14 protein-coding genes and 2 pseudogenes are annotated in these 20,289 nt (G+C 69.5%); 7 read left to right on the top strand and 9 right to left on the bottom strand.

The features are described from left to right. Positions 1 to 22: 22 nt before the first annotated feature. On the bottom strand, positions 23 to 847 hold the full coding sequence (locus tag AB0915_RS07240; RefSeq protein WP_366690123.1) for a maleylpyruvate isomerase family mycothiol-dependent enzyme: 825 nt from the start codon (positions 845 to 847) through the stop codon (positions 23 to 25). 182 nt (positions 848 to 1,029) lie between these two features. On the opposite strand from AB0915_RS07240, the gene AB0915_RS07235 reads away from it, so the two are divergent. Next, on the top strand, positions 1,030 to 1,830 hold the full coding sequence (locus tag AB0915_RS07235; protein ID WP_366690122.1) for a carbon-nitrogen family hydrolase: 801 nt from the start codon (positions 1,030 to 1,032) through the stop codon (positions 1,828 to 1,830). A 111-nt stretch (positions 1,831 to 1,941) separates the two neighbouring features. Here AB0915_RS07235 and AB0915_RS07230 read toward each other — a convergent pair whose 3' ends face one another. Beyond that, positions 1,942 to 2,433: an LURP-one-related family protein gene (locus tag AB0915_RS07230; RefSeq protein WP_366690121.1), complete on the bottom strand. Its 492-nt coding sequence runs from the start codon at positions 2,431 to 2,433 to the stop codon at positions 1,942 to 1,944. 121 nt (positions 2,434 to 2,554) lie between these two features. Between AB0915_RS07230 and AB0915_RS07225 the strand changes: the two genes are divergently transcribed. After that, a complete protein-coding gene (locus AB0915_RS07225) occupies positions 2,555 to 4,372 on the top strand; it encodes an NHL domain-containing thioredoxin family protein (protein ID WP_366690120.1) in 1,818 nt (605 codons plus the stop codon). Positions 4,373 to 4,390: 18 nt separating this feature from the next. Here the strand turns inward: AB0915_RS07225 and AB0915_RS07220 are convergent, their stop codons facing one another. The 5 genes and pseudogenes from AB0915_RS07220 to AB0915_RS07200 form a co-directional block, all read right to left on the bottom strand. After that, entirely contained in the window at positions 4,391 to 5,056 is a 666-nt protein-coding gene (locus AB0915_RS07220; RefSeq protein ID WP_366690119.1) for a DUF4232 domain-containing protein, read from the bottom strand. A gap of 70 nt (positions 5,057 to 5,126) precedes the next feature. Continuing rightward, positions 5,127 to 5,864 (bottom strand): annotated as a pseudogene (locus tag AB0915_RS07215) (AfsR/SARP family transcriptional regulator); the annotation flags it as partial. A gap of 96 nt (positions 5,865 to 5,960) precedes the next feature. Then, positions 5,961 to 6,182 (bottom strand): annotated as a pseudogene (locus AB0915_RS07210) (DUF6458 family protein). An 88-nt stretch (positions 6,183 to 6,270) separates the two neighbouring features. After that, the gene (locus AB0915_RS07205) at positions 6,271 to 7,569 is read right to left on the bottom strand and encodes a M18 family aminopeptidase (protein ID WP_366690118.1); all 1,299 of its coding nucleotides are present in this window, start codon (positions 7,567 to 7,569) and stop codon (positions 6,271 to 6,273) included. Between the two features lie 210 nt (positions 7,570 to 7,779). Then, the gene (locus AB0915_RS07200; RefSeq protein WP_366690117.1) at positions 7,780 to 9,606 is read right to left on the bottom strand and encodes an acyl-CoA dehydrogenase; all 1,827 of its coding nucleotides are present in this window, start codon (positions 9,604 to 9,606) and stop codon (positions 7,780 to 7,782) included. 172 nt (positions 9,607 to 9,778) lie between these two features. On the opposite strand from AB0915_RS07200, the gene AB0915_RS07195 reads away from it, so the two are divergent. The 3 genes from AB0915_RS07195 (at position 9,779) to AB0915_RS07185 (ending at position 12,792) form a co-directional block, all read left to right on the top strand. After that, positions 9,779 to 10,219, top strand: a complete 441-nt coding sequence (locus tag AB0915_RS07195; RefSeq protein ID WP_037701899.1) for an SseB family protein — start codon at positions 9,779 to 9,781, stop codon at positions 10,217 to 10,219. A 429-nt stretch (positions 10,220 to 10,648) separates the two neighbouring features. Continuing rightward, on the top strand, positions 10,649 to 11,611 hold the full coding sequence (locus AB0915_RS07190) for a pirin family protein (RefSeq protein WP_366690116.1): 963 nt from the start codon (positions 10,649 to 10,651) through the stop codon (positions 11,609 to 11,611). A gap of 86 nt (positions 11,612 to 11,697) precedes the next feature. Further along, the gene (locus AB0915_RS07185; RefSeq protein ID WP_366690115.1) at positions 11,698 to 12,792 is read left to right on the top strand and encodes an AI-2E family transporter; all 1,095 of its coding nucleotides are present in this window, start codon (positions 11,698 to 11,700) and stop codon (positions 12,790 to 12,792) included. A gap of 342 nt (positions 12,793 to 13,134) precedes the next feature. Here the strand turns inward: AB0915_RS07185 and AB0915_RS07180 are convergent, their stop codons facing one another. Then, a complete protein-coding gene (locus AB0915_RS07180; RefSeq protein WP_366690114.1) occupies positions 13,135 to 15,237 on the bottom strand; it encodes a SpoIIE family protein phosphatase in 2,103 nt (700 codons plus the stop codon). 182 nt (positions 15,238 to 15,419) lie between these two features. On the opposite strand from AB0915_RS07180, the gene aspS reads away from it, so the two are divergent. Continuing rightward, positions 15,420 to 17,204 carry an aspartate--tRNA ligase gene (aspS, locus tag AB0915_RS07175; protein WP_366690113.1) on the top strand — a complete coding sequence of 595 codons (1,785 nt, stop codon included), beginning with the start codon at positions 15,420 to 15,422 and terminating at the stop codon, positions 17,202 to 17,204. Between the two features lie 461 nt (positions 17,205 to 17,665). Continuing rightward, positions 17,666 to 18,469, top strand: a complete 804-nt coding sequence (locus AB0915_RS07170) for a L,D-transpeptidase family protein (RefSeq protein WP_366690112.1) — start codon at positions 17,666 to 17,668, stop codon at positions 18,467 to 18,469. Between the two features lie 82 nt (positions 18,470 to 18,551). On the opposite strand, the gene metG is transcribed toward AB0915_RS07170, so the two are convergent. Beyond that, positions 18,552 to 20,156 (bottom strand): methionine--tRNA ligase, encoded by a 1,605-nt coding sequence (gene metG / locus AB0915_RS07165; protein WP_366690111.1) that lies wholly within the window; start codon positions 20,154 to 20,156, stop codon positions 18,552 to 18,554. Positions 20,157 to 20,289: the final 133 nt, after the last annotated feature.

Genomic DNA, 20,289 nt, shown 5'->3' with positions numbered 1-20,289 from the left:
ACGGGCGCCGCCGACCGTGCCGTTACGGCGTGACGGCGAAGTTCTGCAGGATCGCCGTCGCCAGTTCCTGGTCGCCCTCGACCTTGATCTGGTCCGCGACCGCCGTCGCCCGCACCCGCCCGCAGGCCAGTCGGACGTAGGTCTCCCAGTCCATCGCCAGCGTCACCGCGGGCCCCAGCGACGGCGAACCGTCCACCGAACCACGGCCGTCCGCGTCGACCCTGACCGTGCGCAGGAACTCCATCGGCCCGTGCACATCGAGCACGACCGCCGAATTCGGCGGTGCGCCCGCGTCCTTGGCGACCACCTTCGGCAGCGCGGCGAGGAGCGTGTCCCGGGTGATGGTGGCGCCGGGGGAGTCGAGATTGCCGGGCTTGCCCAGCGTCGTACGCAGATCCTGCTCGTGCACCCAGACGTCGAAGGCCCGCATCCGCAGTGCCAGTTCGAGGGTCTGCTCGGCGCCGAGCGGCGCGCGGGTCATGGTCTCCGGGGCACGCGACTCGTTCCGCAGCTGACGCGAGCGCCGGATGATCGTGTACTCCAGCTCGGAGGTCATCTCGGGTGCCGTGTGGTGGCGCCGTACATCGACCTGCATCTCCATATAACGGGTGAAGTCGTTCTGTACGTGGTAGAGATCGCGCGGCAGCGTGTGGATCGGCCGCGGATCGCCGAGCTGCTCGCACTCCATACCGATGATGTGCGAGACGATGTCGCGCACCGACCAACCGGGGCACGGTGTACGGCGATTCCACTCCCCCTCGGCGAGCGGCGTCACCAGCTCGGCTATCGACTCGATGGAGTGGGTCCAGGCATCGGCGTAGGTCTGGAGAGTGGGATGGACGGTCACGGGACCCCTCGTGCGGTTCTGCGGTGCATGGGCTGGACTGCTGGCGCGGTCGGCGGGCGGCGGCTGCGGGCTGCGTGGGAGGTTCGGTCGCTAAGTTACGCTGCGAGCAGGCACCCCGGCAGTGCTTTCGTGTGACGATCGTAGGCCCGTGTTGACGGCTCGAATGCCAGGACGGTGGTAGTGTGCGCGCCTCCCTCATCCAGATCGCAGTAGACCCGGACGAATCCGTCAATTCCCGCAGGGACCGAGCCGCTTCCCTGGTCGCGGGCCAACGCGGTGCCGATCTGGTGGTCCTTCCCGAGCTGTGGCCGGTCGGCGCGTTCGCGTACACCGCCTTCGCCGACGAGGCGGAACCGCTCCGGGGACCCACCCACGACCTGATGGCGAAGGCCGCGGCCGACGCCGGGGTCTGGCTGCACGCGGGCTCCTTCGTGGAGCGCGCCGACGACGGCACGCTCTACAACACCTCGCTGGTCTTCACGCCCGAGGGCGAGCGCGTCGCCGCGTACCGCAAGATCCATCGCTTCGGCTTCGACGAGGGCGAGGCGGTGATGATGGGAGCCGGCGAGGACCTGGTCACGGTCACCCTGCCGCAGACCACGCTCGGCCTCGCCACCTGCTACGACCTGCGCTTCCCCGAACTGTTCCGTGGCCTCGTCGACGCCGGTGCGCAGACGCTCGTCGTCCCGGCGGGCTGGCCGGAGCGGCGCCGCGCCCACTGGACGCTGCTCGCCCAGGCGCGTGCCGTGGAGAACCAGGCGTATGTCCTGGCCGTCGGCACCGCCGGTACCCACGCCGGGGTCCAGCAGGCCGGGCACAGCATCGCCGTCGACCCATGGGGCGAGGTGCTCGCCGAGGCGGGCGCGGACGAGGAGGTGCTCACCGTGGAGTTCGACCCGGCGAAGGTCGCCACCACGCGGGAGCAGTTCCCGGCGCTCAAGGACCGACGGCTGGGTCTCGTCCCGCCGTCGAGCGGCTGTTGACGCATCGGTCGGACCGGACTTCGCACCACCGTCGGGCATCCGCCGGCGTATCCGCCGGACCGGGCCTCGCCCCATCGTCGGGCGGGGCCCGGTTTCACGTGAAACGCCCGATCAGCCGTCGCGCTCCTTGTCCGCGAGCACGATGACGCACACCGACACGGCGATGAGCAGTGCCGCGTCGGCGTCCTCCCGTACGACATCGATGCCGTACGTGTCCCGTACGGTCAGCCAACGCCGTGAGATCTGGGCCAGGAGTTCGCCGTCGTAGTCGATGGCGAACTCGCGGTCCAGGATCTTGCCGCTGACATCGAGCTCGGTACCGTCGACCAGCGTCACCCGGTAATGGTTGCGCAGCAGCGAGAGCCGCTTTCGCTTGATCCTGGCGAGCTGTTCGCCGTCGCGCTCGATGAGCATCGTGTCGCGCAGGCTGAGCAGCTTCTGCCGGATCTCGACCAGGACCCGGCCCTGCGCGTCCTTCAGTTCGAAGGTGTCGCGCACCCGCATCGCCTTGCCGTCGACGAGGAAGACCTTGCGCCCGTCCGTATCCTCGATCCAGTAGTCGTCGCCGACAGCGAACAGTCGCTCACGCACCAGGAATCTCATGGCTGACAGGTTCCCTCGGTGACCCCCCGGGATGCGTGAGGCTCCCCGGGGGGCGTGGGAGCTCAAAAATGCCGGAGACCCTACGGAATGCGGACGCGCCACGGTGATGTTGACTGTTCACATGGCAACACGTGCGCGCGTCAGGGCCCCCGAGCTGGTCGGCAAGGGCGGCTGGCTCAATACCGGTGATCACCAGTACACCCTCGCTGACCTGCGAGGGCGCATTGTCATTCTGGATTTTTGGACATTTTGCTGTGTGAACTGTCTGCATGTCCTCGATGAGCTGCGCGAGCTGGAGGAGAAGCACCGCGACACCGTGGTGATCATCGGTGTGCACTCGCCGAAGTTCGTCCACGAGGCCGAGCACCAGGCCGTCGTCGACGCCGTCGAGCGGTACGAGGTCCACCACCCCGTCCTCGACGACCCCGAGCTCGCCACCTGGAAGCAGTACGCCGTACGTGCCTGGCCGACGCTCGTCGTCATCGACCCCGAGGGCTATGTCGTCGCCCAGCACGCCGGCGAGGGTCATGCGCACGCCATCGAGAAGCTCGTCGAGGAGCTGGAGGCCGAGCACGCCGAGAAGGGCACGCTGCGCCGTGGCGACGGCCCGTACGTGGCGCCCGAGCCCGTCGCCACGCATCTGCGCTTCCCCGGCAAGGCCCTGCTGCTGGCCGACGGCGGCTTCCTGGTCTCCGACACCACCCGGCACCGCCTCGTCGAGCTCGACCCCGACGGCGAAACGGTGCGCCGCCACTTCGGCACCGGGGACCGCGGGTTCGCGGACGGCGGACCCGACGAGGTGCGGTTCAGCGAGCCGCAGGGGCTCGCCGTGCTGCCCGACGGCCGGATCGCCGTCGCCGACACCGTCAACCACGCCATCCGCGCCCTCGATCTCACGACCGGGGTGACGACGACCCTCGCCGGCACCGGCCGCCAGTGGTGGCAGGGGTCTGCGACGACCGGCCCGGCGCGCGAGGTCGACCTCTCCTCCCCGTGGGACGTCGCCTGGTTCGCGGACCGGCTGTGGATCGCCATGGCGGGCGTGCACCAGCTGTGGTCGTACGACCCCGACTCCGCAGCCGTGCAGGTCGCCGCAGGTACGACCAACGAAGGACTGGTCGACGGTCCGGCCGACGAGGCCTGGTTCGCCCAGCCGTCCGGGCTTGCCGCCTCGGCCGACGGCGACCGGCTCTGGGTCGCCGACTCGGAGACGTCCGCATTGCGGTACGTCGACCGGGACGGGACCGTGCACACCGCCGTCGGCAGCGGACTCTTCGACTTCGGCCACCGCGACGGCGCCGCCGGCCAGGCACTTTTCCAGCACCCGCTGGGCGTCACCGCGCTGCCGGACGGGTCCGTCGCCGTCAGCGACACGTACAACCACGCCCTGCGCCGTTACGACCCCGCCCGTGGCGAGGTCACCACGCTGGCCACGGATCTGCGCGAGCCGAGCGACGCGGTGCTGGTCGACGGCGATCTCGTCGTCGTCGAATCCGCCCGGCACCGGTTGACCCGGCTGCGGTTGCCCGAGGAAGCCGTACGCGTCGCCGACCAGGCGCACCGCACCCAGCGCGCGGCCACCGAGATCTCCCCCGGCTCGCTCCGGCTCGACGTGGTCTTCCAGGCGCCCGCCGGGCAGAAGCTGGACACCCGGTACGGTCCCTCGACCCGGCTGCTGGTCTCGTCGACCCCGCCCGAGCTGCTGGCGGAGGGCGCGGGGCCCGGCACCGAGCTCTTCCGCGACCTGGTCCTGGCCGACGGTGTCACCGAAGGGGTCCTGCATGTGTCCGCGATGGCGGCGTCCTGCGACGACGACCCGGAGAACGAGTACCCGGCCTGCCACGTCCACCAGCAGGACTGGGGCGTCCCCGTCCGCGTGAGTGCGCAGGGAACGCCACGGCTGCCGCTGGTGCTCGCCGGAATGGACGAGCAGGTCTGACCGGCCGACGGGCTCTTCCTAGAAATCGTCCGCGCCGTTGCGCAGCTCGTACGTCCAGTAGCCGGTCGCCCACTTCGCCGGGTCGACGGCGATGCCCTGGCTGCCGGGTGCCTTCACGGTGGCCATGCCGCCGCCTCCCGTGAGCGTGACGGAGAACGCCGTGACGGGCTCGTTGTCCTCGTCGGCCCCGCCGTCCGACAGTTTCACCAGTGCGTAGGCGGGGGCGCCCGCGGTGAGCACGACGGGCGTGGGCGGCTTGCTCTTGGCGACCGCCGGCACGTTCTCCTTGTGGCTCTCCAGGAACTGGATCTCCGGGAAGCCGTTCAGCCGGCAGCTGTGACCCGAGGTGTTCTTCGCGGTGAGGACGATGTGCGTGTAGGGCGGGCCGCCCTGGTAGGCGGCGCTGATGGTGACGTCCTTGGTGGTGCAGGTGGCGGCGGACGAGGAGGACGTTCCGGTGGATCCCTTCGCGGCACCTCCCTTGGCGTTGCCGCTTCCCTTCGCGGCGGCGGTGTCCGCCACGGCACCGCCGGACTGCGCGGTGCCGCCGGACTGCGCGGACTGTGACGACTCCGCAGTCGGTGCGGAGCTGTCCGCCGGTCCGGCGGACTTCGTGCCGGCGTCCTCCCCGCCGCAGGCGGTGAGGACGGGACCGGACCCGCCGGTGGGGCCGGCACGGTCCACGTCCCGGTCGGGCTCCTGATCACGGTTGCGGACCGGCCGGCCGACCCGTCCCGGCAACCTCCGCGGGGAACTCGCCCTGCAGGATCAGTGTGTACGCATCCGCCAGTTCGCGCCCCGGGTCGACCCCCAGTTCGTCGGCGAGCAGCCGCCGTATGCGGTGGAACCAGTCCAGCGCCTCCGATTGCCGTCCCGCCCGGTACAGCGCCGTCATCAGGGCCGCAGCCAGCGATTCCCGCATCGGATGCATGACGGCCTGGGCCTTCAGCACGGCAGCGGCCCGGTGGTGTTCGCCCAGCGTGGCGTACGCGCGCGCCATGTGCTCGACGGCCGCCAGCCGCGACTCCTCCATCGCCTGCGCGGCCGCCTGCAGCGGTGGACTGGGGAACGCGCCGGTGAGCGCGGGCCCCTGCCACAGCGACAGGGCCTCCTTCAGCATCACTATGGCATCGGCGGGGCTGCGCTGCTCCCGCGCCAGCATGAGCAGTTCCTCGAACCGGTGGGCGTCCAGCAGACTTTCCGGCATCCGCAGAACGTACGAGGACCCGTGGGTGTCCAGGACGACCCCGTACTCGTCCGCACGGTTGCCGATGAGCAGGGCGCGCAGCCGTGAGACATGCCCCTGAACGACCGTACGGGCACGGGCCGGTGGCTCGTCCTCCCACAGGGTGTCCATCAAGTGGCTCATGGGGACAGGGGCGTTGGGGTGCAGGAGCAGTGCGGCGAGCAGGCTCCGGCGCTTGGCGGGGCCGAGCGGCAGATCACCGGTTTCGGTGGCTACGGACACCGCACCGAGCAGGCGGAACTCCACTGATACTCCTCCGCGGGCAAAGAAGCCAGATTACCGCCCGGGGCCACGCGGAACCGCTGTGAGCTGCACCGCAACAGAAAAGAGGGCGGAACCGGTTCAGAGGCCGCGGCGCTCGTCGTCGGACACGACCGTGGTGCTGGGCGGCACGACCAGCCTGCGGCGCTGCGCGATGCTCGCGTGGACGAAGACGCCGATGATGCCGACGATCATCAGGATCCAGCCGACCAGGCCGACATCGACGGTGTCCGTCTTTCAGTCGGTGGCGAAGGTGCGTACTGCTCCGACGGCGATGAGGATGATGCATCCTCCGAGTCCCATGGGGCACGCCTCCTCGGCGGCCCGGAGGCTCCGGGCCGGTGTACGGATCGCGTACCCGGCCCGGCAACAACCATGTGCGGAAGGCGGATCAGCCTGCCAGGAACGACGCCAGCGTGTTCGCCAGCAGATACGGGTCGTCCGCGCCGCACAGCTCACGCGCGCTGTGCATCGACAGGATCGCGACGCCGATGTCCACGGTCTGGATGCCGTGCCGGGCCGCGGTGATCGGGCCGATCGTCGTGCCGCACGGCATCGAGTTGTTGGAGACGAACGTCTGCCACGGCACGCCCGCCTTCTCGCATGCCGCCGCGAACACGGCCCGGCCGCTGCCGTCCGTCGCGTACCGCATATTGACGTTGACCTTGAGGATCGGCCCGCCGTTCGCCACCGGGTGGTGCGTCGGGTCGTGGCGCTCCCCGTAGTTGGGGTGGATCGCGTGACCGGTGTCGGAGGAGAGGCAGATGGTCCCCGCGAACGCCCGGGCACGGTCCTCGTACGTGCCGCCGCGGCCGAAGACGGAGCGCTCCAGTACCGTGCCGAGCAGCGGGCCGTCGGCGCCGGTGTCGGACTGCGAACCGTTCTCCTCGTGGTCGAACGCGGCCAGCACCGGGATGTACGGAATCTCGTCGTCCGGCTGTCCGGCGACGGCGGCGAGCGCGGCCGTCGCCGCGTGCACGGAAAGCAGGTTGTCCATCCGCGGCCCGGCCAGCAGCTCGCGGTCCCGGCCCAGGTAGGCCGGCGGCTCCACGGCGTGCGGCATCAGGTCCCAGCCGGTCACGTCGTCGGCGGCGACGCCCGCCTCCTCGGCGACGAACCGGATCAGGTCGCCCTCCTCGACGTCCCCGAGCCCCCAGATCGGCTGCATGTGCTTCTGCCGGTCGAGCTTGAGGCCGTCGGTGTTGGCCGACCGGTCCAGATGCACGGCCAGCTGAGGCACGCGCAGCAGCGGCCGGTCGATGTTGACCAGCCGATGCGTGCCGTCGCGCAGCGAGATCCGGCCGGCGAGACCGAGGTCCCGGTCCAGCCAGGTGTTGAGCAGCGTGCCGCCGTACACCTCGACGGCGATCTGCCGCCAGCCGTACGACCCCGTGTCGGGCAGCGGCTTCACCCGCAGATTCGGCGAGTCGGTGTGCGCGCCGACGATACGGAAGGGGGTGTGCGCCCCGGCGCCTTCCGGCACGTACCAGGCGACGATCGCTCCGCCGCGCAGCACGTACTTCCCACCGGTGGAAGCGTCCCAGGCCGCGGTCTCCTCGACCTGCCGGAATCCGGCCTTCTCCAGCCGCGCCGCGGCGGTGGCCACGGCGTGGTACGGGGAGGGGGAGGCCATCAGGAAGGCCATCAGATCGTCGGTGTGACCGCGGTCGAAGCGGAGGGGAGAACTCATGTTCTTCACTGTAACGACGTTGGCGCGGTAGAAATCCGGGTACCGCCGCCCTGGCGTGTGGCTGTCCGGCGGGCGGCACGGACGCCGACACAGCGGTCGGCTCCCTATCCGGCTGCTGATCACAGCGTACCCAGCTGATACGACAGCACCGCCACCCGAAAGCGTGTCCGGGTGACGGCGCGTGTCGACGAGCGTGAGCGCGGCCGGAGGCTAGAACGCGGCCTCGTCCAGGTCCATCAGCGAACCGTCGACGGCCTCGGCGAGCGCGCGCTCGGTGGAGACGCCCGGCAGGACATTCGCGGCGAAGAACTTCGCGGCGGCAATCTTGCCCTGGTAGAAGGTGACGTCCTTCGCGGAGGCGGTCGGCAGCTTCTCGGCCGCGACGGCCGCGCCCTTCAGCAGCAGGTAGCCGACGACGACATCGCCGGAGGCCAGCAGCAGGCGGGTGGTGTTGAGGCCCACCTTGTAGATGTTCTTGACGTCCTCGCCGGTCGCGGTGAGGTCGGTGATCATCGTGCCGACGATCGCCTCCAGGTCCACGGCCGCCTTGGCGAGCGCGTCCAGCGCGCCGGACAGCTCCTCGTTGCCCTGGGCGCCCGCGAGGAACTTCTTGATCTCCTCCGACAGCGCGTTGAGCGAGGCACCCTGGTCACGGACGATCTTCCGGAAGAAGAAGTCCTGGCCCTGGATCGCCGTCGTGCCCTCGTAGAGGGTGTCGATCTTGGCGTCCCGGATGTACTGCTCGATCGGGTACTCCTGGAGGTACCCGGAGCCGCCGAACGTCTGGAGCGACTGCGCCAGCTGCTCGTACGACTTCTCGGAGCCGTAGCCCTTCACGATCGGGAGCAGCAGGTCGTTGAGGCCGTGCAGCGCCTTGGCGTCCTCGCCCGCGGCCTCCTTCTCCTGGATCGCGTCCTGGACGGAGGCGGTGTACAGCACGAGGGAGCGCATGCCCTCCGCGTACGCCTTCTGCGTCATCAGCGAACGGCGCACGTCGGGGTGGTGAGTGATGGTGACCTTGGGCGCGGTCTTGTCCATGAAGTTCGCCAGGTCGGTGCCCTGGACGCGCTCCTTGGCGTACTCCAGCGCGTTCAGGTAACCCGTCGAGAGGGTGGCGATGGCCTTCGTGCCGACCATCATCCGGGCGAACTCGATGATGCGGAACATCTGGCGGATGCCGTCGTGCTTGTCACCGATCAGCCAGCCCTTGGCGGGGTGCTGGTCGCCGAACGTCATCTCGCACGTGTTGGACGCCTTGAGGCCCATCTTGTGCTCGACGTTCGTCGCGTACACGCCGTTGCGCTCGCCCAACTCGCCGGTGGTCCAGTCGAAGTGGAACTTCGGGACCATGAAGAGCGACAGGCCCTTCGTGCCGGGGCCTGCACCCTCGGGGCGGGCCAGCACGTAGTGAATGATGTTCTCGGACATGTCGTGCTCGCCCGAGGTGATGAAGCGCTTCACACCCTCGATGTGCCAGGAGCCGTCCTCCTGCTCGACGGCCTTCGTGCGGCCGGCGCCGACGTCCGAACCGGCGTCCGGCTCGGTCAGCACCATCGTCGAGCCCCACTGCTTCTCGACGGCGATCTCGGCGATCTTCTTCTGCGCCTCGTTGCCCTCGTCGAAGAGGATTCCGGCGAACGCCGGGCCGGAGGAGTACATCCACACGGCCGGGTTCGAGCCGAGGAGCAGCTCCGCGTAGGACCAGATCAGGGAGCGCGGCGAGGTGGTGCCGCCGATCTCCTCGGGCAGACCCAGGCGCCAGTACTCGGAGTCCATGAAGGCCTGGTAGGACTTCTTGAAGGAGGCCGGGACCGGTGCGGTGTTGGTCTCCGGGTCGAAGACCGGCGGGTTGCGGTCGGCGTCGGCGAACGAGTCGGCGAGCTCGTTCTCGGCGAGGCGGTTGACCTCGTCGAGGATGCTCTTCGCGGTCTCGACGTCCATCTCCGCGAACGGTCCGGTGCCGTACAGCTTGTCGCGCCCGAGGACCTCGAAGAGGTTGAACTCGATGTCGCGGAGATTCGACTTGTAGTGCCCCATGGGAAGGCTCCGTAATCAATAGCAGTGGCGCACAGCGCCCCGGGGAGGGGTGAGGGCCGGGCGGGCGACGAGCTGGCGGTGCGTATATCAGCTGACCTCACCGATGATGCTACCCGCCAGTAATAAGACGCAACCCCTCAAGGGCCTGATGTGGCCGATTACTCTTTGCGGCATGTACGGCTACGACCAGAACCAGGGCGCACAGCAGCAGATGGGTGGCGGCTACGGCGAGCAGCCGCTGTATCCCGAGCCCTCGCCGCCCTCCCTCGGCGATGCGGTACGGGCCTTCACCACGGGTTCTCTGTCCGCCGAGGACTTCCAGCAGATCTTCGCGTCGTCGAAGGTCTACTGCCCGCGCGGCGACAACCCCGGCTTCCTCGCCCTGCACAACACCCAGCAGCCGGTGATCCCCATGTTCACCACGCTCAAGGAGCTGCGGCTGTACGCGGGCAAGGAGTCCAAGTACTTCGTGATCACCGGCGCCGAGGTGATCGATCTGCTGCCGACCGGCTACGGCTTCGTCCTCGATATGGAGGGCGAGCACCGCATGGTCTTCGACGCCAAGGCCGTGGAGCAGATGGTCGACTTCGCGATGCGTCGCATGTACGGCTAGGGCCTGTTCTGAGTTCCCCGCCTGCGCCCCGACGCCCGGCACGCACGCTCGCCGCACGGCACCGCAGGACAGGTGGCTCCGCCACATGACCTGCGACACCGCACGCCGATCGCACGCACCGACCACCGCTGCGCCCGCGCTGCGCGCGGACGACGGGAAACTCAGAACAGGCCCTAGGGCGTGTCCTGTCGATCTTCGTGGATCAGCCAGGCGTTCCGGGCTCACGAAGATCGACAGGACAGGGCCTGGGCGCCACTGCTTCGCAGGCGTCTGATTCCTGACCTCCGAGAAGGGGTCCGTACCTGTCGGGTGCGGACCCCTTCTCGTTGTCCGGGGAGCGGCTGCGGCGGTGCGGGAATGCCGCAGCCCTTGCGGGATGTTCACTGTTCAACTAAATTGAAGCCAGGACAATCCCGGAGGTGGCTCCCCATGCCCGCAGTGACCGTCGAAAACCCGCTGACCCTGCCCAAGGTCGCCGCCTCGGGCGACGCCACGCCCCGTCCCGTGCTCGCCGTCACGACGGCGCCGAGCGGATTCGAGGGCGAAGGCTTCCCGGTTCGCCGCGCGTTCGCCGGGATCAACTACAAGCACCTCGACCCGTTCATCATGATGGATCAGATGGGTGAGGTGGAGTACCAGCCCGGAGAGCCGAAGGGCACCCCGTGGCACCCGCACCGCGGCTTCGAGACCGTGACGTACCTGATCGACGGAACGTTCGTCCACCAGGACAGCAACGGTGGCGGCGGTACCATCCAGAACGGTGACACCCAGTGGATGACGGCCGGATCCGGCCTCCTCCACATCGAGGCGCCGCCGGAGTCCCTCGTCATGTCGGGCGGCCTCTTCCACGGGCTGCAGCTCTGGGTGAACCTGCCCAAGGCCGACAAGATGATGGCCCCCCGCTACCAGGACATCCGCGGCGGCCAGGTCCAGCTCCTCGCCTCCCCGGACGGCGGCGCGCTGCTCCGCGTCATCGCCGGTGAGCTCGACGGGCACGAGGGTCCGGGGGTCACCCACACCCCGATCACCATGATCCACGCCACCGTGCGCCCCGGCGCCGAGGTGACCCTGCCATGGCGCGAGGACTTCAATGGACTCGCGTACGTGCTGGCCGGTCGCGGCACGGTCGGCCAGGAGCGCCGGCCCGTCCACATGGGGCAGACCGCCGTCTTCGGCACCGGCTCCTCGCTGACCGTCCGCGCGGACGAGAAGCAGGACGGCCACACCCCGGACCTGGAGGTCGTCCTCCTCGGCGGCCGCCCCATCCGGGAGCCGATGGCGCACTACGGGCCGTTCGTCATGAACAGCCAGGCCGAACTGAAGCAGGCCTTCGAGGACTTCCAGGCCGGCCGCCTCGGCACCGTGCCCGCAGTCCACGGCATGGGTGAGTGACCCGCGTGACGGGCCGTCCTGACGGCCCGTCACCCGTTCGGTCGTACAAGCGGGACATGGCTCCCGCGCCGTGATCGGGTGGGAGGGTGGATACCCGGAAACCCCTCCTGCCCGACATCGCGTGGCGAACAGCTGCCTGGTGCGCCGTACTTCTGCTGGTCACCGGTGTCGCCGCGGTCGCCATCTGGCTGTGCATTGCCCTCAAGACGGCCGTCACCCCGGTGCTGCTCGCCCTGCTCGGTACGGCGCTGCTCGGCCCCGTTTACCGCTGGCTGGTCGCCCGAGGGGTGAACCGGTCGGTGGCCGCCGGGCTCACCTGCGCGCTGCTCGTCGCGTTCGCCGGCGGCGCCGGGTACATCGTCGTCACCGCGTTCATCGACACCGGCGACCAGATCGTCCGGTCACTGAAGGACGCCGGGCAGTGGGTCATCGACCATTTCGGGATCGCCCGGAACACCAATGTGAACAACCTCGTCGCCAACGCGCGGAAGCTCGTCGAGAAATTCGGCGCGAGCGCCGCGGGCGGACTGCTCACCGGGATCAGCCTGGTCGGCTCGCTGATCGCGACCGGCGTCCTTGCCCTGCTGCTCACCTTCTTCTTCCTGCGTGACTCCGACCGGGCCGTGAGACTCGCGCACTCCGTCGCCCCGCGCGGCACCGGTGACCTGGTCGAGGCGATGGGACGGCGGGCGTTCGAAGCGGTCGAGGGCTTCATGCGCGGCACGACACTCATCGCGCTGATCGATGCCATCTGCATCACCGTAGGTCTGCTGATCCTGCGGGTGCCCGGGGCGGTGGGGCTGGGGGCGCTGGTCTTCGCCGGCGCGTACATCCCGTATCTCGGGGCGTTCATCTCGGGTGCCGTCGCCGTTCTGGTGGCGCTCGTCGACCGGGGGGTCGTGATCGCGCTCTGGGCGCTCGGGGTGGTGCTCGCGGTCCAGGTGCTGGAGGGGCACGTGCTGCAGCCGTTGATTCAGAGCCGTACGGTCCAGATGCACCCGGCCATGATCATGATCGCGCTGACCGCGGGCGCGAGTGTGGCGGGCGTGCTGGGCATGCTGCTCGCGGTACCGGCGTGCGCGGCGGCGTTCGGCATCCTCGGCGAACTCCGCACGCGCCACGCCCAGGACGAACCGCCATCCACCCCACCGAGCCCGTCCTCCCCGCCGAACCGTTCCTGAGCAGTACGCAGGAGTGAGTCCTGCGCACTGGCACGCCCCGAACGGTCTTGGGCGTACTGGTCGTCCGCTTTCGCAACCGGGCGGCGACACGGATCCTGTCCGTGGTCCGAGCCGGAAGGGCGGAGTCCCTCACGACCTGGCCATATGGACGCGGCCAGAGGCGACGGGGAGGCCCTGAACCATCTCGCTGGTGGAGCAGGGGCCCCGCACGCCGGCACCGCACCCGGCGTCCCAGATCGCGCTGATCGCGTTACCCCGATCAGCCCAGACCACCACTGCCCACGAGCCGACCCTCACACGATCGAGTTGAACCGTCCTTGTGTGCCACTCACCGGCAAGCAGTTACCAACCCCTATCGGCCTCCCCCGCCGGCTCGGCCGACTCGAACAACTCGAACCAGATCGACTTCCCGGCGCCCTGCGGATCCACCCCCCACGCGTCGGCCAGCATCTCCATCAGCACCAGCCCCCGCCCACTGGAGGCCATCTCGCCGGGCCGCCGCACGTGCGGCAGCTCGTCGCTGCCGTCCGCCACCTCCACGTACAGCCGTCGCTCCCCCCGCTCTCCGGTCGCCTCGGCGACCATCAGCGCGTCCCCGTCCGTGTGGAGGAGCACGTTGGTCGCCATCTCGGAGATCATCAGCACCGCCGCATCGACCTGCTCCGGGTCCGCCCAGTCGTGCAGCAGCTCGCGCAGCTGCTGCCGGGCCGCCGCGATCCGCTCGGGCTCGGCCTGCGCGATGGTCAGTGCGGTGCGGCGCGGCGCCGTCTGGCGCGGGGCACCCGACTCGCGCCGCAGCAGCAGCACCGCGATGTCGTCCTCGCGGCGGTCGGGGAGCGGACCGGTCGTGTAGTGCGAGCCCGGCCCGTGCACCGCCTGTATCAACGCGTCGGCGAGCTTCTCCAGGTCGCCGGTCTGCTCCTCCAGGACCGGCCGCAGTCGCACCCAGCCGGTCGCCATGTCGTGGCCGCCGGTCTCGATCAGCCCGTCCGTGCACAACATGATCGTCTCGCCGGTCTCCAGGACGATCTGGGTCGTCGGATAGTCGGCGTCCGTCTCGATGCCGAGCGGCAGCCCGCCGCCGGTCTGCCGGATCACCGCGGTCCCGTCGGCGCTGATCACCACCGGGTCGGGGTGTCCGGCCCGGGCGATGTCGAGCGTGCCGGTCTCGGGGTCGGCCTCCGCGTACAGGCACGTCGCGAAGCGCGGCCCGGTCTCCTCCCCGTCGTCGTACGCGTCGGTGAGCCCGGAGAGGAACCGGGAGGCGCGGGAGAGCACCGCGTCCGGTCGGTGCCCTTCGGAGGCGTACGCGCGCAGAGCGATCCGCAGCTGCCCCATCAGCCCGGCCGCCCGCACGTCATGGCCCTGGACGTCGCCGATGACCAGGGCGATACGGCCGTTGGGGAGCGGGATCATGTCGTACCAGTCGCCGCCCACCTGGAGCCCGCCGCCGGTCGGTACGTACCGGGCGGCGACCGTCATGCCGGGGATGTCGGGGCCCAGGGACGGCATCATCGACCGCTGGAGCCCCTGCGAGAGCTCCCGCTCGGTCTCGGCCACCCCGGCCCGTGCCAGGGCCTGAGCGAGCATCCTGGCGACGGTCGTCAGCACGGACCGCTCGTCCGGCGAGAACGACACCGGGTGCCGGAACCCTGCCATCCAGGCGCCCATCGTGCGGCCCGACACGATCAGCGGGAGAAAGGCCCAGGAGCGGCGTCCGAAGCGGCTGGCGAGCGGCCAGGTGGCCGGGAAGCGGCGGCGGTACTCCTCCGGCGACGGGAGATAGAGCGCCCGCCCGGTCCGTACGACCTCGGCGGCCGGATAGTCCGTCTCCAGCGTCATGTCGGTGAACGGGTCCTCGTCGCCCACGGTGTGCCCGTGGTGCCCGATGATCGTCAGGCGGTCGCCCGCGACACCGAAGACGGCGAGCCCGTCAGGCGAGAACCCGGGCATGGAGAGCGACGCGGCGACCCGCAGCACCTCGGCGGTCGACCGGGCCTCGGCCAGTGCCCGCCCCGCGTCCAGGAGGAACGCCTCCCGGGAGCGGCGCCAGTCCCCGGTGATGGGGGTGTACGCGCCGGTGGTTCCCGGCTGCGGCTCGGCGACCTCCTGGAGCGTGCCGACCAGCACGTAGGCCTCGCCGTCGGTCGGCAGTGGTTTGGAACGGGTGCGTACGGTACGGAGCACCCGCCCGCGGTCGTCCACGATCCGCAGCCGTGCCTCGGCCAGGGTGCCCTCGACGACGGCGAGGTTCACCACTCCGTTGATCTCGTTCCAGTCGACCGGATGGAAACGCGCGCGCACCGCGGTCTCCCGGAAGACACCGGCTTCGGCGGGCAGCTCCAGCAGCCGGGCCGCCTCCGCATCGAGCGTGACGGTCCCGGCTCCGTTGTCCCAGCGCCACAGGCCGGTCGCCGTCGCGGCCAGGACGTCCTCGGTACGCATTGCCCTACTTTAGGAAGATGTGTGCGGCTGATGCCACCGAGGAGGCCGCCGGCGGGCTCCCGCGGAGTGCCCCGACCACGCCGGATGATCTCGCCTGGGGTTATGGCAATGAAGTGGTGCGGGCGTGGGCGGTAGCCTGGGGAGGCTGAATCCACCAAACCGCGAAGACTGGATGAACGACGATGCATCGGTACAGGTCCCACACCTGCGGCGAGCTCCGCGCCTCTGACGTCGGCACCGACGTCCGGCTGAGCGGCTGGCTGCACAATCGTCGAGACCTGGGCGGCATCCTCTTCATCGATCTGCGCGACCACTACGGTCTGGTGCAGCTCGTCGCCCGCCCCGGCACGCCCGGCAACGAAGCCCTGTCGAAGCTCACCAAGGAGACCGTCGTCCGGATCGACGGCAAGGTCTCCGCGCGCGGCGCCGACAACGTCAACCCGGAGCTCCCGACCGGCGAGATCGAGATCGAGGTCGCCGAGGTCGAGGTGCTCGGCGAGGCCGCCCCGCTGCCCTTCACGATCAACACCGAGGACGGGGTCAACGAGGAGCGGCGCCTGGAGTACCGCTTCCTCGACCTGCGCCGCGAGCGCATGCACCGCAACATCATGCTGCGCTCCGCCGTCATCGCCTCGATCCGCTCGAAGATGGTGGCCCTCGGCTTCAACGAGATGGCGACCCCGATCCTCACCGCGACCTCCCCCGAGGGCGCCCGTGACTTCGTCGTCCCGTCCCGGCTGAACCCCGGCAAGTTCTACGCGCTGCCGCAGGCTCCGCAGCAGTTCAAGCAGCTGCTGATGATCTCCGGCTTCGACCGCTACTTCCAGATCGCGCCGTGCTTCCGCGACGAGGACGCCCGCGCCGACCGCTCCCCCGGCGAGTTCTACCAGCTCGACGTCGAGATGTCGTTCGTCGAGCAGGAGGACGTCTTCCGGCCGATCGAGAAGCTGATGACCGAGCTCTTCGAGGAGTTCGGCAACGGCCGCCACGTCACGTCGCCGTTCCCGCGGATCCCGTTCCGCGAGTCGATGCTGAAGTACGGCAACGACAAGCCGGACCTGCGCGCCAAGCTGGAGCTCGTCGACATCTCCGATGTCTTTGCGGACTCGGAGTTCAAGGCGTTCGCCGGCAAGCACGTCCGCGCCCTTCCGGTGCCGGACACCGCGGGCCAGTCCCGTAAGTTCTTCGACGGTCTGGGTGAGTACGCCGTCGAGCACGGCGCCAAGGGTCTCGCCTGGGTCCGCGTCGGTGAGGACGGCACCCTTGCCGGTCCGATCGCCAAGTTCCTCACCGAGTCGGACATCAAGACCCTCACCGAGCGTCTGTCGCTCGTCCCGGGCCACGCCGTCTTCTTCGGCGCCGGTGAGTTCGACGAGGTCTCCAAGATCATGTCGGCCGTCCGGGTCGAGGCCGCCAAGCGCGCCGGCCACTTCGAGGAGGGCGTCTTCCGGTTCTGCTGGATCGTCGACTTCCCGATGTACGAGAAGGACGAGGAGACCGGCAGGATCGACTTCTCGCACAACCCCTTCTCGATGCCCCAGGGCGGCCTGGAGGACCTGGAGACGAAGGACCCGCTGGACATCCTCGCCTGGCAGTACGACATCGTCTGCAACGGCATCGAGCTGTCCTCCGGCGCCATTCGTAACCACGAGCCCGAGCTGATGCTCAAGGCGTTCGAGATCGCCGGTTACGACCGCGAGACCGTCGAGCAGGAGTTCGCGGGCATGCTCCGCGCGTTCCGTCTCGGCGCCCCGCCGCACGGTGGCATCGCCCCCGGCGTCGACCGCATCGTGATGCTGCTGGCCGACGAGCCGAACATCCGCGAGACGATCGCCTTCCCGCTCAACGGCAACGCGCAGGACCTGATGATGGGTGCGCCCACCCAGCTGGACGAGGGTCGTCTGCGTGAGCTGAACATCCAGCTGCGCAAGCCGGTCGCGGCGGCGAAGGACAAGATCGAGAAGTAGACCGGCCCCGGACCACCGAGGTCCGCTTCCGTTCCACGTGAAACAGCCCCCGGCCGCCGGCCGGGGGCTGTGCCGCGTTCTGCCCCTGGTCGACCGTCCTGCACAGCAACGCACAGCTCGCACGCACGCCCCTGCCAGCTCCGCTGTCGGCTCGATCACGATGGGCGTGGACCCGGAAGAGACGTGCGACGCACGGGCTTTTGACCCTCCGGTCCTCCGCGGACTGGAAGGTCCCGGAACCGGCTCGACAGGGCACGGTCCCCTCCCGGGCCTTTCCGTGCCTGCGCGTCGGCAGCTGAACAGCGGGACACGCCCGCAGCGACAGAGAGAACCTGATCGGATGCGGCCGGATGGCCGCTTTGTCTGATTAGTCGGGAGTGGAGTCGGCAAAGACTGGCTCGGGGACTTGGCGCGGGGACTCGCCTCCGCCGCCTTCGACACCGATCCCTAGGAGAGCCCTCGTGCCCGAACGCGTGTCACGTCGCAGGTCCAGACGTCCGCCGTACGCCGTCTGCGCCACACTGTTCCTCGTGCTGACCGGGTGCGGTGCCTCAGGTACCGCACCCGCCACTGTCCCCGGCGGCGGCTCCCACGCCCCCGCGCCCGCCGGCACCTCCGGTGCGACGGGCCCGGTCGCCGGCGCCCGTGGACCGGCCGCCCCCAGGCGTCCTCGCGAGATCCAGTTGCTGGGGCCGGGGATCAGGTCGGCGATCCCGGCCGATTCCCGGCAGGCGCTGGTCGTCACCGGGGACTCGCCCGACTCCAGTCTGGCCACCGCCGTCCTCTACACCCGTGAGGACCCCATGGTGGGCTGGCAGCCGGTCATGGGCCCGTGGCCCGCCCACAACGCTCTGAAGGGCTGGACCGACGAGCACCGGGCGGGTGACCTCCGGACCCCCATCGGGGTCTACGGGCTGACGGCCGCGGGCGGTCGGCGCGCCGCCCCGGGCACCGCGTTCCCGTACGAGCAGAATCCGCTCTTCAACATCAGTGGCGAAGGGTTCCACGGGGACTCCCTGGAGGGGTCCTTCGACTACGTCATCGCCATCGACTACAACCGCATCCCCGGCGCCTCCCCGCTGGACCCGACCCGTCCGCTCGGCGAGGAGCGGGGAGGCGGCATCTGGCTCCATGTCGACCACGGCGGACCGACCCAGGGCTGCATCTCGATCCCCAAGGACCGGATGAGGGAACTGCTGCGCGTCCTCGACCCGGCAAAGGCGCCGGTGGTCGTCATGGGTGACGCTGCGGCCCTGGGCCACTGATGACATCGGGCACCCGAGGAGCCCGCATACGCGAGGGGCCCGCACCGTCACCGGTCCGGGCCCCTCTTCTGCGTCGCGAGAACTACGCGGGCTTCTCCTCCAGGCGCGGGAACAGCACCGCACCCTTCGTCACCGTCGCGCCCGCCGGCAGCTGACCCCAGTTGCCCGCGTCCTGCACGAGCTGGTCGGGCAGAGCGCCCAGGGACGCCTCGGCGCCGAGGGACTCCCACAGCTTCTGCGAGGTCTCCGGCATCACCGGGTTCAGCAGGACCGCGACACCGCGCAGCGCCTCGGCGGCCGTGTACAGGATCGCCGCGAGGCGGGCCCGGCCCTCGGGGGACTCGTCCTTGGCGACCTTCCAGGGCTCCTGCTCCGTGATGTAGCCGTTGACCTGCTTCACGAAGTCGAAGATCGCCAAGATGCCGGCTTGGAAGTCCAGCTCCTCGCCGATCTTCCGGTCGGCCGTGGCGACGGCCTTCGCAAGACCCTCCTGGACGGCCTTCTCGGCCTCACCGGCCGCCGTGGCCTCCGGCAGCGACCCGTCGAAGTACTTGCCGACCATGGCGGCGACGCGCGAGGCGAGGTTGCCGTAGTCGTTGGCGAGCTCGGAGGTGTAGCGGGCGGCGAAGTCCTCCCAGGAGAACGAGCCGTCGTTGCCGTACGCGATCGCCCGCAGGAAGTACCAGCGGTACGCGTCCACACCGAAGTGCGAGGTCAGGTCCTGCGGCTTGATGCCGGTCAGGTTCGACTTCGACATCTTCTCGCCGCCGACCATCAGCCAGCCGTTGGCCACGACCCTGCCGGGCAGCGGCAGACCCTGCGCCATCAGCATCGCCGGCCAGATGACCGAGTGGAAGCGGAGGATGTCCTTGCCGATCAGGTGCACATCGGCCGGGAACGTCCCGTCGAACTTCTCCTGGTTGGCGCCGTAGCCGACCGCCGTCGCGTAGTTGAGCAGCGCGTCGACCCACACGTAGATGACGTGCTTCTCGTCCCACGGCACCGGGACGCCCCAGTCGAATGTGGAGCGCGAGATCGACAGGTCCTGCAGGCCCTGCCGGACGAAGTTCACGACCTCGTTGCGGGCCGACTCGGGCTGGATGAAGCCGGGGTTGTTCGCGTAGAACTCCAGCAGCTTCGGGCCGTACTCGCTCAGCTTGAAGAAGTAGTTCTCCTCCTTGAGGATCTCCACCGGCTTCTTGTGGACGGCGCACAGCTTCGTGCCGTCCTCCGCCTCGATGAGGTCGCCGGGGAGCTTGTACTCCTCGCAGCCCACGCAGTACGGGCCTTCGTACCCGCCCTTGTAGATCTCGTCCTTGTCGTACAGGTCCTGCACGAACTCCTGCACCCGGTCGGTGTGCCGCTTCTCCGTCGTACGGATGAAGTCGTCGTTCGCGATGTTCAGGTGCTCCCAGAGGGGCTTCCAGGCCTCCTCCACGAGCTTGTCGCACCACTCCTGGGGCGTGACGTTGTTCGCCTCGGCAGTGCGCATGATCTTCTGACCGTGCTCGTCCGTGCCGGTGAGGTACCACACCTTCTCGCCGCGCTGGCGGTGCCAGCGGGAGAGCACGTCGCCTGCGACGGTCGTGTAGGCGTGGCCCAGGTGAGGAGCGTCGTTGACGTAGTAAATGGGGGTCGAGACGTAGTACGCCTTCGCCCCCTGCTTCTCGGATCCAGTGGCCGCCATGGTCGAAATCCTAACGGCCCGTGGGTGATCCACTCACACCGATAAACGTCGCCCGGCCATGGAGACCTTTGCGAAACATGCCTTCCGGTAGCAATGACCCATCCTGGGAGGGAGCGGACAGGCATGCACGAGG

Source organism: Streptomyces sp. NPDC048411 (assembly GCF_040704695.1).
Taxonomy (GTDB): Bacteria; Actinomycetota; Actinomycetes; order Streptomycetales; family Streptomycetaceae; genus Streptomyces.
This window is presented reverse-complemented; position numbering and strand designations above follow the sequence as displayed.

What these genes read in the sequence shown, in the direction of transcription:
- AB0915_RS07230 (WP_366690121.1), bottom strand. Translation starts at nt 2,433, where the DNA reads ATGAGATTCCTGGTGCGTGAGCGACTGTTCGCTGTCGGCGACGACTAC.
- AB0915_RS07225 (WP_366690120.1), top strand. Translation starts at nt 2,555, where the DNA reads ATGGCAACACGTGCGCGCGTCAGGGCCCCCGAGCTGGTCGGCAAGGGC.
- AB0915_RS07205 (WP_366690118.1), bottom strand. Translation starts at nt 7,569, where the DNA reads ATGAGTTCTCCCCTCCGCTTCGACCGCGGTCACACCGACGATCTGATG.
- AB0915_RS07200 (WP_366690117.1), bottom strand. Translation starts at nt 9,606, where the DNA reads ATGGGGCACTACAAGTCGAATCTCCGCGACATCGAGTTCAACCTCTTC.
- AB0915_RS07195 (WP_037701899.1), top strand. Translation starts at nt 9,779, where the DNA reads ATGTACGGCTACGACCAGAACCAGGGCGCACAGCAGCAGATGGGTGGC.
- AB0915_RS07190 (WP_366690116.1), top strand. Translation starts at nt 10,649, where the DNA reads ATGCCCGCAGTGACCGTCGAAAACCCGCTGACCCTGCCCAAGGTCGCC.
- AB0915_RS07180 (WP_366690114.1), bottom strand. Translation starts at nt 15,237, where the DNA reads ATGCGTACCGAGGACGTCCTGGCCGCGACGGCGACCGGCCTGTGGCGC.
- aspS (WP_366690113.1), top strand. Translation starts at nt 15,420, where the DNA reads ATGCATCGGTACAGGTCCCACACCTGCGGCGAGCTCCGCGCCTCTGAC.
- metG (WP_366690111.1), bottom strand. Translation starts at nt 20,156, where the DNA reads ATGGCGGCCACTGGATCCGAGAAGCAGGGGGCGAAGGCGTACTACGTC.